Origin of the sequence: Nocardia sp. NPDC058519, from assembly GCF_042719755.1 — a bacterium.
GTDB lineage: Bacteria > Actinomycetota > Actinomycetes > Mycobacteriales > Mycobacteriaceae > Nocardia.
In genome coordinates this window covers 317,973-333,256 of the sequence record NZ_JBHXNK010000001.1, presented here as the reverse complement: position 1 = coordinate 333,256, position 15,284 = coordinate 317,973, and the positions used below count along the sequence as shown (strand labels likewise).

The 15,284-nt window shown below is 65.3% G+C and carries 15 protein-coding genes; 9 read left to right on the top strand and 6 right to left on the bottom strand.

Features of this window, described 5'->3' with window-relative positions; translation table 11 throughout:
- Positions 1-165: 165 nt before the first annotated feature.
- Positions 166-906 carry a helix-turn-helix domain-containing protein gene (locus tag ACFWPK_RS01555; RefSeq protein ID WP_378912568.1) on the top strand — a complete coding sequence of 247 codons (741 nt, stop codon included), beginning with the start codon at positions 166-168 and terminating at the stop codon, positions 904-906.
- Positions 907-1,170: 264 nt separating this feature from the next.
- On the top strand, positions 1,171-1,830 hold the full coding sequence (locus ACFWPK_RS01550) for a fasciclin domain-containing protein (protein ID WP_378912567.1): 660 nt from the start codon (positions 1,171-1,173) through the stop codon (positions 1,828-1,830).
- 227 nt (positions 1,831-2,057) lie between these two features.
- Here ACFWPK_RS01550 and ACFWPK_RS01545 read toward each other — a convergent pair whose 3' ends face one another.
- From ACFWPK_RS01545 to ACFWPK_RS01525, 5 genes are all read right to left on the bottom strand, one after another.
- Positions 2,058-2,918 (bottom strand): hypothetical protein, encoded by an 861-nt coding sequence (locus ACFWPK_RS01545; RefSeq protein ID WP_378912566.1) that lies wholly within the window; start codon positions 2,916-2,918, stop codon positions 2,058-2,060.
- A 121-nt stretch (positions 2,919-3,039) separates the two neighbouring features.
- The gene (locus tag ACFWPK_RS01540; RefSeq protein WP_378912564.1) at positions 3,040-3,291 is read right to left on the bottom strand and encodes a hypothetical protein; all 252 of its coding nucleotides are present in this window, start codon (positions 3,289-3,291) and stop codon (positions 3,040-3,042) included.
- Between the two features lie 516 nt (positions 3,292-3,807).
- On the bottom strand, positions 3,808-4,365 hold the full coding sequence (locus ACFWPK_RS01535) for a PASTA domain-containing protein (RefSeq protein WP_378912563.1): 558 nt from the start codon (positions 4,363-4,365) through the stop codon (positions 3,808-3,810).
- A 487-nt stretch (positions 4,366-4,852) separates the two neighbouring features.
- Positions 4,853-5,344, bottom strand: a complete 492-nt coding sequence (locus ACFWPK_RS01530) for a hypothetical protein (protein WP_378912561.1) — start codon at positions 5,342-5,344, stop codon at positions 4,853-4,855.
- A 357-nt stretch (positions 5,345-5,701) separates the two neighbouring features.
- The gene (locus ACFWPK_RS01525) at positions 5,702-6,256 is read right to left on the bottom strand and encodes a hypothetical protein (RefSeq protein ID WP_378912560.1); all 555 of its coding nucleotides are present in this window, start codon (positions 6,254-6,256) and stop codon (positions 5,702-5,704) included.
- A 949-nt stretch (positions 6,257-7,205) separates the two neighbouring features.
- Here ACFWPK_RS01525 and ACFWPK_RS01520 point away from each other — a divergent pair.
- From ACFWPK_RS01520 to ligA, 6 genes are all read left to right on the top strand, one after another.
- Complete coding sequence (locus ACFWPK_RS01520; RefSeq protein ID WP_378912558.1) at positions 7,206-8,426, top strand: cysteine desulfurase family protein; 1,221 nt, start codon at positions 7,206-7,208, stop codon at positions 8,424-8,426.
- Positions 8,426-9,529 carry a tRNA 2-thiouridine(34) synthase MnmA gene (gene mnmA, locus ACFWPK_RS01515; RefSeq protein ID WP_378912557.1) on the top strand — a complete coding sequence of 368 codons (1,104 nt, stop codon included), beginning with the start codon at positions 8,426-8,428 and terminating at the stop codon, positions 9,527-9,529. Before ACFWPK_RS01520 ends, mnmA begins: the two co-directional genes overlap by 1 nt.
- Positions 9,526-10,596 (top strand): methionine synthase, encoded by a 1,071-nt coding sequence (locus ACFWPK_RS01510; RefSeq protein WP_378912556.1) that lies wholly within the window; start codon positions 9,526-9,528, stop codon positions 10,594-10,596. Before mnmA ends, ACFWPK_RS01510 begins: the two co-directional genes overlap by 4 nt.
- Before the next feature lie 68 nt (positions 10,597-10,664).
- On the top strand, positions 10,665-10,904 hold the full coding sequence (locus tag ACFWPK_RS01505; RefSeq protein ID WP_378912555.1) for an AbrB/MazE/SpoVT family DNA-binding domain-containing protein: 240 nt from the start codon (positions 10,665-10,667) through the stop codon (positions 10,902-10,904).
- A complete protein-coding gene (locus ACFWPK_RS01500) occupies positions 10,897-11,328 on the top strand; it encodes a type II toxin-antitoxin system VapC family toxin (protein ID WP_378912554.1) in 432 nt (143 codons plus the stop codon). The genes ACFWPK_RS01505 and ACFWPK_RS01500 overlap by 8 nt, the downstream gene beginning before the upstream one ends.
- Positions 11,329-11,388: 60 nt before the next feature.
- A complete protein-coding gene (gene ligA / locus ACFWPK_RS01495; protein WP_378912553.1) occupies positions 11,389-13,494 on the top strand; it encodes an NAD-dependent DNA ligase LigA in 2,106 nt (701 codons plus the stop codon).
- Positions 13,495-13,517: 23 nt separating this feature from the next.
- Here ligA and ACFWPK_RS01490 read toward each other — a convergent pair whose 3' ends face one another.
- Positions 13,518-13,829: a hypothetical protein gene (locus tag ACFWPK_RS01490; RefSeq protein ID WP_378912552.1), complete on the bottom strand. Its 312-nt coding sequence runs from the start codon at positions 13,827-13,829 to the stop codon at positions 13,518-13,520.
- Positions 13,830-14,091: 262 nt separating this feature from the next.
- Between ACFWPK_RS01490 and ACFWPK_RS01485 the strand changes: the two genes are divergently transcribed.
- Positions 14,092-15,270: an ATP/GTP-binding protein gene (locus ACFWPK_RS01485; RefSeq protein ID WP_378912551.1), complete on the top strand. Its 1,179-nt coding sequence runs from the start codon at positions 14,092-14,094 to the stop codon at positions 15,268-15,270.
- Positions 15,271-15,284: the final 14 nt, after the last annotated feature.

The window sequence follows — 15,284 nt, the reverse complement described above, 5'->3', positions numbered from 1 at the left end:
AATATTGAGCAATCAATACGACGGCGATTGATCCGAATCATCGCAGCTAGATGCCTAGATATTGTTGCGATAGATTTGAAGATAACGCAACGACAGGCGGCCGTTGCGTTGCGATGAGTGCCCCGAGTCACTACAGTGACGGCATCGCGAACGAAGGAGATCATCATGTCGGGAGGCAGGCTCACCCAGGCCGAACGCAGGCAGATCGCCCTGGGACTGGCCGACAACCTCCCCTACGCGGCGATCGCCCGGCGCCTGGATCGTCCGACCTCGACCATCACGCGAGAGGTAATGCGCAACGGCGGCCCAACGGCCTATCGTTCCGACCTCGCCCAACGCGCCACCGAACGCCGCGCCCTGCGGCGCGCGCAGCCAGGACCTCGAGAGCGGCTGTCCCCAGCACCCGGCCACGGACGCGACGTCGAATCCGTGCGCGACTACGAGGAAACGTTCACCACCATGCTCATGCAACAGGGCATGCCCAGAACGACAGCCCGGGTGCTGACCTGTCTTTTCACCGCCGACACCGGCAGTCTCACCGCATCGGAAGTCGTCGGCCGGCTCCAGATCAGCCCGCCGTCGGTCTCCAAGGCGATCAAACTCCTCGAACTCCAGGGCCTCGTCCGCCGCGAAACCGATGAACGCCGCCGCGTGCGCTACATCGTCGACGACAACGTCTGGTATCAGGCGACCATCGACAGTGCCCGCGGCATGGCCGAGGTCGCCGAGATCACCCGGCAGGGTGTCGAGATCTTCGGCCGCGGCACCCCGACCGCCACCCGTCTCGCGAACATGGCCCGCTTCAGCGACTTCATCAGCGAAAGCATCCTGCGAGCCGCGGCGCAGAGCCGCGAGGTCCTCTATCCGAATGCCGCGACGAGCTCGAAGGCCGCGGAGACGCGATAGTCGGACGAAACCTGCTTCATGCATCAATTATGCATCGTTTGCTCGATCCCGTCCGTTTCGCTTCTAGCATCACTGGAAGTGACAAACCGGATGTCGGCGACCGCTCAGCGACTCTGATCAGCTCACGGATTGCACTCGCACAAGCCCGCATGAGTCCGGGCGGGCCTTCTCCTCGGCCGCTGGCGTGACACGGACAAAGTTCGATGACCGTCGGAAATCGTGGTGGCGACCGCCGCCTCGTCGGAAGAGAAGAGAGTGAACGCGATGAGTATCAACGTACGAGTGAGTGTGGCAGGAGCCGGGGTGGCGGCGTTGGCGTTGTTCGGCCTGACGGCCTGTACGTCAGATGATTCGTCGTCGGACTCGGCGGCGATGACGACAACGCGATCGATGTCGACGGAACCGATGTCGCCGACAACGGGTGCCGGTGTGGGGGCGAACTTGGTGGGCCCGGGCTGCGCCGAATATGCCGCGCAAGTCCCGACCGGTCCGGGGTCGGTGGAAGGCATGGCCCAAGAACCGGTGGCAGTGGCGGCATCGAACAATCCGCTCCTCACCACCCTCACCGCCGCCGTTTCGGGCAAGCTGAATCCACAGGTCAACTTGGTCGACACCCTCAACGGTGGCGAGTTCACGATCTTCGCGCCGGTGGACGAAGCCTTCGCTGAGATCGACCCGGCCACCATCGAGAGCTTGAAGACCGACACCCCCACACTGGAGAAGATTCTCACCTATCACGTAGTGCCCGGCCGGATCGCGCCGAACGCCATCGCGGGCACACAAACGACAGTGCAGGGTGGCACGGTGACTGTCACCGGCTCCGGTGACGACCTGAAAGTCAACGACGCCGCAGTGATCTGCGGTGGCGTCGACACCGCCAACGCCACTGTCTACCTGATCGATTCGGTTCTGATGCCGCAGTGAACATCGCTCGAGGAGATTGAAATGAACACAGCGGCACGTTGAACGCGACCTGGAACCGGGCCCATCCTTCCGGTCCTTCCGGAACACTTATACCTGCCCACCCCGCTGACTGATCTCCCCTTTCATGGGGCACGGGCTATCTCGCTGACCACAGCGACAGCGTGGTCTCCGGATTCCCTGAGACCGTTGTCTACTCACCGCACCGCGCCCACAGATGTCGTCGACGGTCATCCCGCAACAGCGGGTCTGGCCGTTGTTGGGGGCTGATTCAGCAGTTCCATGGCGGTCAGGATCGCTTGAGCCTGTTTGGTGGGCAGTCTGGTGAGGATGCCGCTGGCCACCTGCGGGGACAGTCCTGCCAGCAGGACTGCGGCTATGTCCGTGTCCATCTCGGCGACGATGTTCGCGGTCGGGCTGCCACCCGCGGCGTGCTCGCCGGCGAGGAGGAAGACGTTGGTGGGCCGACGATGTCGGGTGAGGTCGGGACGTTGCCGATTGAACTCCGCGCGGTTCCACGCATCGCGCCACTCGTTCACCGCGGCCCAGGCGATGTGGTCGGTGTCGTCCAGCCGGTGTGCCTGGTCTGCCTCATCCAACATGGCGTTCACCAGGCGAAGGGTGACATCGAGTCGGGGTGGCCGTTTCCCGGTGAAGATGTCTGACAGGGTGGTCGTCGAGTAGTAGTCGGCCATCCGGTGGCAAAGAGTGCGTAGTCCAGGATTTCCGATCGCTACCTTCATCCGGCTCAGTGCGTAGTGCAGATCCTCGAAGGTGTGGACCTGCTCCGGCCGGGGTCGCCAATGATCAGGGTCGGCAAGGTCCGGGCGCGCAGCGCGCAGTCGGTCCGCGCGGACGGACTGCGCTGCTTGTGACGTGGTCGGCGACACGATCTCGGTCTTGCCCAGCTTGCCGGACAGGCTGAGGAGAGTTGCATGCGTTTGATCCCAGAGCTCTCGCCAGTCTCGGATCTCGACTTCTATTGCGCCACAGCCGATCAGGAACGCATGAGTGGCGTGCCAGGTGGGGAACTTCTTGCCTGCGGCGGCCTCCGCGAGGGTCGAGTGCGAGTAGGTCGCGATCGCACCCATCTTCCGGAACGTCGGCCGGGGGACAGCCACGTCCATGCGGTCCCTCAGACTCTGTGCGAACTGCCCGACAGGGCCGGGGTCTTGGATCGGTTTGCGGATTCTTCCCATCGGTGCGCTGCCCTCACGACCTCGAGCCGACTGCCTCCGATAGCGCCGGAGCGAGGGCAGAAGTGGTGGCCAGCCAGCGCATCGCGCCGAGCGCGGCCGCGTTCAATGTCGTCGGCACCGCCAGAGCGATCCAGGGATCCACCCCGTACACGACGAGGGTGCCCGTCGCTGTTGCGAACAAGAGGAATACCGAGACGTATCGGGCGAACCACCACGACGGCAGGCAGCTCGTGCGGGGTGTGGGGTGAGGATGCAGCGATCCCATGGTCGGGCCTTCTCTTCCATCATCGAACCGATCGCGGGACTTCGGGTAGCCGCCCGAGTTGTGCCCGCGTGTGACACGTCCATCGTCTATCGAACTACCGGCATCCGCTGTTCGGAGTTTGTTCGCAATTCGGTCGGTGTCGTCCGCCGATGTTCGTTGTTCGCACGACAACCCGACGTATGCCCAGATCAGGTGCTGCTCCGATTCGGCACGTCCTGATGTGTTCCGTCGTGGTCGTTGCGCTGGCAGATCCCGCAAGAAAGGTATAAGGCGGCCGTGGCATCGTTTCTGACGGGTTGTCGGGATACATCTCCGCATCGAACCGGATGTGACGTCCCAACTTCGGGGACTCCTGTAGCCGCAGGACCCCAACCTTTCCAGGCGGCCGCAGGGACGCGGGATTCCGACAGGCTCTGCCTGCCCGACCTTCCTGCGGCTCCTTGGTGTTCGGGAAACGACCGGTTCTCGACAGGTCTGAGATGGAGGCGGCCTTCGCGGCCATCTACATACCCGGGGTCAGCTCCAGTTGACAGTTACCTTGACGCGTGACCCGCGGCTGACAAATGTGTCAGCCGGCGGATCGATCTCGATCACTGCCCCAGCCGGGTACAGCTGGTCTTGGACTTTCGTCAGTTCCACAACGAGCCCGAGTTCGCTCGCGCTCGGCGTGTAAATCATTCCCATGTCGTCGTCCCATTGACCGCTGAGGACACCTTCTTCGGTCGTCCATGCCGGGATGCGGACACCGAGGGCAGTCAGCTGCGCGGTGGCGTCATCGAGCTTCGTCGACAGCGTGGCGATCGCCTGACGGATCCCGGCCAGATCTTGGCCGAGGCCGGCTAGTTCGCGGCTGAGGTGGTCGGCCATGGTTCGGGTGCGGCTTTCGATAACATCCAGGTACGCCAGGGCTTCCCAGACGCACGAACCCACACCCATTGTCGTCATTCGCAACGCCAGCGTGGTGAGTGCGCCGTTATCCTCGTTGAGCCGTCCGGTCATTGATCCCGTGGCCTGCACGTTCACGACTCGATCGCGAAATCCTTCGGGTGGGTAGTTCGGCGAATTGACCGGCATGATCCAAGTACTCCTTCGTCCAGATCGCGAGATCGACTCTGCTGTATTGAGCGAATCCACACTCTGACTGCCGGTGACAGCCCGATATCCGGGGAAACAACCTTGCGAACTGCACTGATCGGGGTGCGGGGACCAGATTCGTAAAAGCCATGCTAAGCGGTTTGGCTAATAATCCGAGTAATTCTTTGGGTTAGTCGGTGTCGACAAGGCGGGCGATACACGCAGACACTTCCATGCCCAGCACATCGTAGGCGTGCGAACTGGGGTGCGGCGGGACTCCTCGCCGCGCCGCGCAGCATTGTCCGCCGTGGGCACTTCCCTTGCGCGAGTGATGCTTCGCGGGTGACCAACCCCTGTTACCCGATAACTATGGTTTTTGGGCAAGGTTCGAGGCGGCAAGACAGCTCTGTGATGCACTGATCCTGAGCTCGTCGGATTCACCGCCGAGCTGCGGGCCACAACGGGTGGCCTTCGCCCGTAGCGCGCCTCATACCACGAGGATGAGCGCGCTGGTAGCAATAGACAGGATCGCCAGAACCTGCATTGCCGCAGCACCCAGCAGCAGACGGGCCTTGACGGATGTGCCTGCCCGAAGCGACGTAACTGTCTCTAGGTTGCAGTACGCGGACACGTACCTAGCGCTCACTTCGCTGTCGGTCCAGTGGTCGACCAGCATTGCCCGCATCGAATCGGTGGACGTGACGCGATACCGCCAGTTGACCCCTGCGAGAACAGCCATAACGGCGGATCCGAGCAAAGCGAGCATCCCGACGTACAAGGCGACGAGTGCCCCACCGGTCAGCGTGAAGTCCTTACCCTTCAGCACCGCGACCACCGCCAACACGAGTGTCACTAGCCCCGTCGCGCTCGTGACAGCACCCGCGGCGCGTGTATTGAGGGCGTCCCGACGGGAGTACTCACGATCAAGCTGATCATGAATGAAGGCCGCCCACCCTGCGCCCTGGTCAGCCACTGCCACTGGTGACTACTTCCTCCTGAACAAGCTCTTGAAGAGTCTCCTCAAGAAGCCTGCCTCTTCGCCCGGTGGCTGCGCGCCGTAGGGCGCTGCAGGCCCGTAGGCGTGGACAAACCGGACCCAGTCTGTTGAAGGCGGGTCTTCATTTTGCGACTCGGCCGAGTGTTCCCCGCTGGTGCCATGCGGATCGTTCATCGATCTTCATTCTTGCAGGTCTCGGTCCGCAGACGTGTAGATCGTTGGTCTCACTCTCAGATCGCGTCCCATGCCGGGACTGTCGGATTGGGGTACCCCCTAACCCCGGGGAGGCAAACCTGGCCTCACCGGGGTCCGGAACGCTTGTGCGATGCCGCAGTCTGATCAGGCCACCTTGACGGCGGTCCGGTAATGACCGCCGTCTCCAACGAAGTGCAGCACGGCCGAGGGGTTGCCCGCCGGCAGGATCAGGCGCCGTGGCGCTCCGATCTCGTCGTCATTACCCTTCGGAAACTCCATGTGGAGGCTGTTGAGTCCTCGAATTGCGCTGGTGATCGAGCTGACGAGCACGGCGACCCGGTCACTGGCCGAATGCCCGATCGTGCGAGCCAACGCGGCGGTCCACGCCAACTCGAGACCGGATTTATACAGCTCACGCACATTGCCGGCGACATCGCGGCCATTGTCCTTCTCGACCATCTGCACAATGTAGAGGGACCTCGGGTCGTACGCTGCGAGCACGACACCGCGGCGACCTCTCTCACCGCTGTTGAAATTGACCCAGTAGTCGATCCCGCCGTGGACGGTGAACTCGGTGTCTGTGGCGACGCTGCCGTTTGACGGAATTCGGCCGCGGAACGTCATCACGTAGATGTCATCCGAGCCGGCTTCGTTGGTTTCGGCCAGGCACCGCATTTCGTCGACGATCACATTTGCCATGACTGATTCTCCTTCGTGAGTGCCGCGCAATGGTGGCGGTATTTGCGTGCTACCAGCGGGCAACACCTCTTAAAAAGTAGTGTTGACCAGCAGATTTATCGTCCGGGTGAGCACGGAAGAACCTAAGTGGCAGCACGGATGCAATGCCCTGCGAATCGGGTGGCGGACGCGTTTGGTGCCTGTGCGGTAGCGGCGCATGTTGTGCGCGGACCGGAGGTGATGACGTCGCGGGTGGCAACGCGAGAAGATCACCCGATGGAGTCCTACCAATGTGCCTTCTGCGAAACCACTGTCGACAGGGCGGATGTCGAGTTCCGTTCGCTGATGGTGTCTGCATCCCACTCACGTCAGGAATTGTTCGCCCACTGGGGATGCCTGGTCACAGCAATCGTGCCCACGTTTCCACTGGGTGAGGCGCTGGAGGGCCCGACCTAGCAGGCGAACCGAGAACACGGCCACGCGGCCACCGGTCGCGATACAACCGACCTCCCCATAGGCAGCGCGGCGGGCACCGATCTCGACGAAGAGGTTGCGGTTGCAGCAGGAGCCGCTGGAACGATGGATGATGCCGCCATCTGATACCCGAAGAATCAGCCCTGGCTGGCGCTGCAACGTGTTGGGGTGGTCCCAGTGTCGGATCCGGACGGATCACCCAGGAGCGCAGCGAGTGGAGTCAAATGTGGTGGCAGGTTGGTGTCGTCGATTCCGCGCGGATCATCCGGTCTGATATGACACCTCGCACGGGCTACGCCTACGGGGAATGGCGGTTCCGGCGCGTTGACTCCGTACCTGCTCTGGCCTGGTCGTAGACCCCCTGGTGGTCCGGATCGGGGAATATTCGGTACCGGCACTCGGGTTGTGGATCGTGGGCTAATCGTCGAAAAATCGTAGAAAGCAGGGGTGGACCCCGAAGATGACCAGGTCAGCGGTGGTATAGGCTTTGTCGGTCATGAAGTCGGCTTATTCGGGTCCGGTCAACGGTGCGCCCAAGACGGTCTACCTCGATCACGCGGCGACCACTCCGATGTTGCCTGCCGCGGTCGAGGCGATGACGGCTGCCCTCGGGGCGGTCGGTAACGCGTCCTCGCTGCACGGTTCGGGGCGGGCGGCGCGGCGGTCGCTGGAGGAGGCGCGTGAGTCGATCGCGGCTGATCTGGGTGCTCGGCCGTCCGAGGTGATCTTCACTTCCGGGGGTACCGAGAGCGACAATCTGGCCGTCAAGGGGATCTTCTGGGGGCGTCGGGCGGCTGATTCGCGGCGCACCAGGATCGTCACCAGCGCGGTCGAGCATCATGCGGTGCTCGACGCTGTGGAGTGGCTGGAGAAGCACGAGGGCGCGCAGGTCAGCTGGCTGCCGGTCGACGCCGACGGTGTCGTGTCGGCGCAGGTGTTGCGCGAGGTGCTCACCGCGCATGCCGACGAGGTGGCGCTGGTCAGTGTGATGTGGGCAAACAACGAGGTCGGGACCATCGAGCCGATCGTCGAATTGGCCGCTGTCGCACAGGAATTCGACATCCCGATGCACAGCGACGCCATTCAGGCCGTGACCCAGATACCGGTCGACTTCGCCGCGAGCGGGCTGGCCGCGCTCAGCGTGGCCGGTCACAAGGTCGGCGGTCCGCACGGGATCGGCGTGCTGCTGCTCGGCCGTAACGTGCCGTGTGTGCCGCTCGTGCACGGCGGCGGACACGAACGTGACCTGCGCTCGGGTACCTCCGATGTGGCCGCGGCGATCGGGATGGCCGCCGCGCTGCGCGATGCCGTCGCCGACCTGCCCGCGCGCGCTCAGCAGTTGCGGGCGCTGCGCGAGCAGTTGATCGACGGTGTGCGGGCGGCGGTGCCGGAGGCCGTGCTCAACGGCCCGACGGATCGGCTGCCCGGCAATGCTCACTTCACGTTCCCCGGTTGCGAGGGTGACTCGCTGCTCATGCTGCTCGACGCCGCCGGTGTCGAATGCTCTACCGGTTCGGCCTGCAACGCGGGGGTCGCCTCGCCCAGCCATGTGCTGATCGCGATGGGTGTGCAACCGTGGCAGGCGCGCAGTTCGCTGCGCTTCTCGCTCGGTCACACCTCGACCGGAGCCGATGTCGAAACACTGTTGACCGTGCTGCCGCAGGTCATCGATCGGGCCAGAGCCGCAGGCCTGGCCGGCGCTAGAGGAGGTGCCTGATGAGAGTTCTCGCTGCGATGAGCGGTGGTGTCGATTCCGCGGTGGCCGCGGCGCGGGCCGTGGACGCGGGGCACGAGGTGGTCGGGGTGCATCTGGCGCTGTCGGCGAACCCGGGCACGTTGCGGACCGGATCGCGTGGTTGCTGCTCCAAGGAGGACGCCGGTGACGCGCGCCGCGCGGCCGATGTGCTCGGAATCCCGTTCTACGTCTGGGATTTCGCCGATCGCTTCAAGGAAGACGTGATCGACGACTTCGTCGCCGCCTACGCCGCGGGGGAGACCCCGAACCCGTGCCTGCGCTGCAACGAGAAGATCAAGTTCTCCGCGCTGGCCGACCGCGCACAGGCGCTCGGCTTCGATGCCGTGGTCACCGGGCACTACGCCCGGCTCGACGAGGGTGTCCTTCGTCGCGCTGTCGACGCCGACAAGGACCAGTCCTATGTGCTGGCGGTGCTCACCGCCGAGCAGCTCGCGCGGGCGATGTTCCCGGTCGGTGATACCCCGAAGCCGCGGATCCGTGAGGAAGCGGCCGAGCGTGGGCTGGCGGTGGCGAACAAGCCCGACAGCCACGACATCTGCTTCATCCCCTCCGGCGATACCCGCGCTTTCCTCGGTGCCAAGATCGGCATCAGGCCCGGCGCGCTGGTCGATTCCGACGGCACGGTGCTCGGCAATCACGAGGGTGTGCACGGATTCACCGTCGGCCAGCGCAAGGGCCTGGGCCTGAGCCACACCGCCGCCGACGGCAAGCCGCGCTATGTGACCGGGATCGACCCCGATTCGGGGACGGTCAAGGTCGGTTCGGTCGAGGACCTGCAGGTCGACGTCATCACCGCCGACCGCGCGATCTGGACGTCCGGCGTTCGCCCGACCTCCTCGGTCGAGTGTGTCGTGCAGGTTCGCGCGCACGGTGGGACCGCGCCTGCGGTGGTCGAGCCCGAGGGTGCGGGCTTCGTCGCCCGGCTGCGCGAGCCGCTCACCGGGGTCGCCAAGGGCCAGGCCATCGTGCTGTACCTGCCCGATGCCGACGGTGGCGACACCGTGATCGGCAGCGGCACCATCAACGGCACCGACCGCACCGAGGTTTCCGCGGGCGTCGCGTGACACTCCGGCGAAGCGAGAATTCCCTGGAGGCGCTGGAGCCTGTCGACCTGCTCGTCGGCGGCACCGCCACCGGCCTCGGTTCGTGGCCCGGCACCGATCCGCGCGAGGCCGCCGCGACGATCATCGGCGAACTGCCCGTCCTCCCGCACCTGGTCGAACTGCCCGAGCGCGGCATCGGCGCCGACATGATCGGCCGTGTCTCTGCTTTGCTGGTCGATCTGCGTTTCGATTCCACCACCCGCGGTTACCGCCTGGCTGCCCGCCCGACCGGTGTTTCGCGGCGTGCGCGGGACCTGCTGCACGCCGACCTCGATGCCATCGAAGAGGCTTGGGAGACAGCGGGTTTGGCAGGCACCGGGCGGGTGGTGAAGATCCAGGCCGCCGGTCCGCTCACCCTCGCCGCCGAGGTGGAACTGCCCGGCGGGCATCGCATTCTCACCGATTCCGGTGCGGTACGCGATCTTTCGGAATCCCTCGCCGAAGGGCTGGTCCGCCACGCCGCCGAGATCCGCAAACGACTGGGCGCCGAGGTGATCATCCAGCTCGACGAACCTCGGCTGAACACGGTTCTCGAGGGCGCCCTGCAAGGTCCCAGCATCCTGAACACCATCCGTGCGCTGCCGGAGCCGGACACCCTGCACATCCTCGACACCGTCATCAACGCCCAATCCTCGCCAGTCCTGTTGCACACCTGTGCTTCCCGCCCCCCGCTCACCACCCTGGGCCGCACGGCAGCGGCAGCGATCTCCTTCGACGCCGCGGCCATCACCACCGCCGACCTCGACGCCCTCGGCGAAATCATCGACTCCGGCAAGAAGATCGCCCTCGGCCTGACCCCCACCACCCCGCCCACGGCTCCGGCCACCTGGCGCGACATCGCCGAACCCGCGGTCCGCCTCATCGACCGCCTCGGCTTCCCCCGCACCACCCTGGCCACCCAAATCCTGGTAACCCCTTCCTGCGGCCTCGCGGGCGCACCCCTGCCGTGGGCCCGCAAGGCTCTGGCCCTCACCACCGACGTAGCCCGCGCCTTCGCCGAAGAACCGGAGTCGATCACCTTCGAATAGGGGTGTTCCATCAGGTGACCTGCGGAGTTATCATCTATTACGTCATTGTCTATTAGGTGGAGGCTGGCATGCGGATGAATGCGAACGGTCAGGTGACCATCCCTGCCGAGCTGCGGTCGAGGTTCAATCTGAAAGAAGGAGATGAGCTCGATGTCATCGAAGACGGCGGCACGTTGCGCATCGTGGTGAGCGGCGGCGCGGATAGTCCCGGCGAGCGGCTCGTTCGGCAGATGCGTCGGCATCGATTCGACAATCCCGAAGTCGCAGGGCTGACGACCGACGAGATCATGGCGCTGTTGCGTGACTGAATCGGTCACCGCGCTGCGGCGTGCGACCTTGGTCGACAGTTGCGTGCTTATCGACGTGCTGGACGGCGACCCCACGTGGGAACAATGGTCGGCATCCGAATTGTCTGCCGCGCGCAACGCCGGCCGCGTGGTGATCAATCCGCTGATCTACGCGGAGGTTTCGATCGGCTACGCGACGAAGGAATCAGTGGAGGCTGCATTGCCGCCCCATTCCTTCGACCGTGAGCCGCTGCCATGGGACGCGGCCTTCCTCGCGGCCAGAGCCTTCCTCGCCTACCGTCGGCGGGGTGGCGACAAGCGATCACCGCTGCCCGACTTCTACATCGGCGCCCACGCCGCGATCAGCGGGTACCGACTGCTCACGCGTGATGCGGCGAGGTACCGAACCTACTTCCCCACGGTCGAGGTCATTGCGCCGGAATAAGCCTGCGACGTGCGGGAACGGTCGTCGGATGTGTCGGTGGGCTCGACTAAGGTGCGGGAAGTGAGTGACAGCGCGGATTCCGTGAGTGCCGAGGCGGCTACCCCCGAGCAGCGGGTGCGGTGGCAAGAGCTGGCCGACGAGGTGCGTGGGCATCAGTTCCGTTACTACGTGCGGGACGCGCCGATCATCACAGACGGCGAGTTCGACACGTTGTTGCGCGAGCTGCAGGCCCTCGAGGAGACGCATCCGGATCTGCGGACGCCCGATTCGCCCACCCAGCTGGTCGGCGGTGGGTTCGCGACCGAGTTCACGGCGGTCGATCATCTCGAGCGGATGCTGTCGCTGGACAATGTGTTCAATTCTGAGGGGCTGCGTACCTGGGCGAGCCGGGTAGAGGCGGAGGCGGGGGCCGATCTGCACTATCTGTGTGAGGTCAAGATCGACGGCGTCGCGCTGAACCTCGTGTACGAGAACGGAAAGTTGGTGCGCGGCGCGACGCGTGGGGACGCACGTACGGGCGAGGACGTCACCCTCAACGCGCGCACCATCGAAGACATCCCCGCCGAGCTCACCCCGACGGCGGAATTCCCGATCCCGGAAATTCTCGAAGTGCGCGGCGAGGTGTATTTCCGGGTCGAGGATTTCGAGACTCTCAATGCCCAGATCGTCGCCGAGGGCAAACCGCCGTACGCGAATCCGCGCAATACGGCCGCCGGTTCGCTGCGCCAGAAGAATCCCGCGATCACCGCCCAGCGCCGGCTGCGGATGATCTGCCACGGTTTCGGCCGCATGGAGGGTTATCGCCCGGACTCCCAGCACGAGGCCTACCGGGCACTCGCCGCCTGGGGCCTGCCGGTTTCCGAACACACCCGCCTGGTCAAGGGCATCGACGCGGTCATCGAGCGGGTCGCCTACTGGGGCGAACACCGCCACGACATCGAGCACGAGATCGACGGCCAGGTGATCAAGGTCGACGAGATGGCCTTGCAACGCCGCCTCGGCTCCACCTCCCGGGCCCCGCGCTGGGCCATCGCCTACAAGTACCCGGCCGAAGAGGCCACCACCACGCTGCTGAACATCGAGGTGAACGTGGGCCGCACCGGTCGGGTCACGCCGTTCGCGGTGATGGCGCCGGTCCCGATCGCCGGCTCGACCGTCGCGATGGCGACCCTGCACAACGCCGCCGAAGTGAAGCGCAAGGGCGTGCTGATCGGTGACACCGTCACCATCCGCAAGGCCGGTGACGTGATTCCCGAGGTCCTCGGCCCCGTCGTGGATGCCCGCACCGGCGACGAACGCGAATTCGTGATGCCGACGCACTGCCCCGCATGCGGCACCGAACTCGCCCCCGCCAAGGAGGGCGACGCCGACATCCGCTGCCCCAACCAGCAGTACTGCCCCGCCCAGCTGCGCGAACGCGTCTTCCACCTGGCAGGCCGCGGTGCCTTCGATATCGAAGCACTCGGCTACGAAGCGGCCAACGCCCTGCTCACCTCGGGTGCGATCACCGACGAAGGCGACCTGTTCGCCCTCGACGCGCAGGACCTGCTCGGCGTGCCGCTGTTCACCAAACAGGACGGCGCCCTCTCGGCCAACGGTGCCCGCCTGCTCGAAAACCTGAACGGCGCCAAGGACACTCCGCTGTGGCGCGTGCTCGTCGCCCTGTCGATCCGCCATGTCGGCCCGACCGCCGCCCGCGCGCTGGCCGCCGAATTCGCCAGTCTCGAGCGCATCGAATCCGCGACGGGAGAGGAACTCTCGGCCACCGACGGCGTCGGCCCGGCTATCGCCGCCGCGGTCGTGGAATGGTTCACCGTCGACTGGCATCGCGCGATCGTCGACAAGTGGCGAGCGGCCGGCGTGCGGCTGGCGGACGAGCGTGACGAATCCATCGAACGCAACCTGGAGGGACTGTCGATCGTCGTCACCGGTTCGCTGCAAACCTTCACCCGCGACGGCGCGAAGGAAGCGATCCTCGTTCGCGGCGGCAAGGCGGCAGGCTCGGTATCGAAGAAGACTGCGTTCGTCGTGATCGGCGATGCGCCCGGTTCGAAAGCGGCCAAGGCGGAAGAACTCGGCGTCCAGATCCTGGACGAAGACGGCTTTCGGCTACTGCTCGAGGCAGGCCCCGATGCGGTCAGAGCCGAACCGGTCGTGGAGGAGTAGCCGGTCGCGACGTCGGGCCCGCGTCAGTTCGGGGTGACGGTGACCGTGTTGCCGATCTGGGTCTTCATATCGAACGACGCGCACTGCCCGTTGCTGAGCTCCTGAGTGCGCAGCGGCCGCTTCTTGATGTTGGTCTGGATCTCGACCGTCACATCGGTGCTGGTCATCGAGCACACCTTCGACACCGGCGCCTCGGTGTAGGACACCGACCCCGCACCCTGACAAGAATTGGTCGAGTTCCCGAGGAACACGCGCGCGGTCCCCGTCGGGCACGGATCAGCCATCGCATTGGGCGCAGTGAGCAGCGTCGCGGGAACGAGCGCTCCTGCGGTCACCGCAGCAACGACAACTCCGCGAACAAACACCCGAACCGCCATGACGCGCACCCATCCTCGCTGCCGAACACTGAACCTGCGACCGACCAGCCACAGTGCACAGCACCTTAGTGCGTCCGAACGGAACACGCCCGGGATGGGAGCTGCCGTTCGGCCGGACCCGGGCGGATAGCTCGACTGGCCTGCCGCGTCGGCAGACCCCCACGTCCCCTAGTCTTGCGAAGAATCTCGGAGAGGCGGACCTTTGCTGCGCAGTTTTCAGGTGACGAACCACGGATCGCTGGCGGAGGCTCAGCAATTGCGGCTGACCAAGGGGGCCGGTGGGCCGTTGGCGGTGCCGGTGACGGCGGTGCACGGGGTGGCGGCCGCTGGGAAGACGAGCTTGATCGATGCGCTCGGGCAGATGCGGGACGCGGTACTGAATTCCGTGAGCGGGTGGGATCCCTACGCTGGCCCCGTGCGAAGCCCGCATCTCGGGTTCGCTGATCGCCCAACGGAATTCGTCGCCGGGTTCGTGGCCGAGGGCGTGCCTTATACCTACGGGTTCCGGCTCGACAACGCCGATGTGGTCGCGGAGTGGTTGTACACCCATCCCCGGTCGCGCAAGCGGATCGTGTTCGAACGCAACGGTGACGAGGTCAAGATCGGGCCGATGTTCGAGGCGGCTCGATACGGGGTGGCGGCGTTGGTGCCGTTGCTGCGGCCGAACGCGTTGCTGTTGAGCTTGGCGGGGCAGATGTATGCCGAGGCGCTGGTGCCCGCGTATCGGTGGTTCGCGGCGAATCTGGCTGTGCAGCAGGGTGATGTCGAGGCCGACGCGCTCGCGCACGACCTCGGCAGCCACATCTCCCGTTCACCCGACAACGCGGCACGGCTGCTGATGCTGCTGCGCACAGCCGATCTCGGGATCGAGGATCTGCTCGTCGCCGAACACGATCCGATGTACGCGGACTACCTGCGTGATCTCGACGCCGAAATCGGTGCGCTGGCAGGTCATCTCGACCACCCCGAGCAGATTCTGGTGGAACGCGAGCTGAGCACTCTTCGCGCCGCGCGCGACGCGCTGTACCGGCGCATGGTCGACCGTCGCGGCGCGGGGCTGAGCCTGGTGCACGAGGGCATCGATGTGCCGTTCGAACTGGCCGACGAATCCACCGCCACCCGCTCGCTGCTGCGCGTGCTGCCCGCCATGCTGGAAGCCCTCGACACCGGCCAGGTGCTCGCGGTCGACGATCTCGGCGTCGGCCTGCCGGTCGAGGAAACCGACCGCCTCGTCCAGCTGTTCCAGAACCCGGAGACCAATTCCCGTGGCGCACAACTGATCTACACCACCGCCGACCGCGCGCTGATCGACCGCGGCAACGGACGCTCCCAGCGCACCCGGACCGCCGTCTGGCAGGTGCGCCGGGAGCAGGGGGTCAGCGAGCTCACGCCGCTGTAGCCGGGCCTAGCATG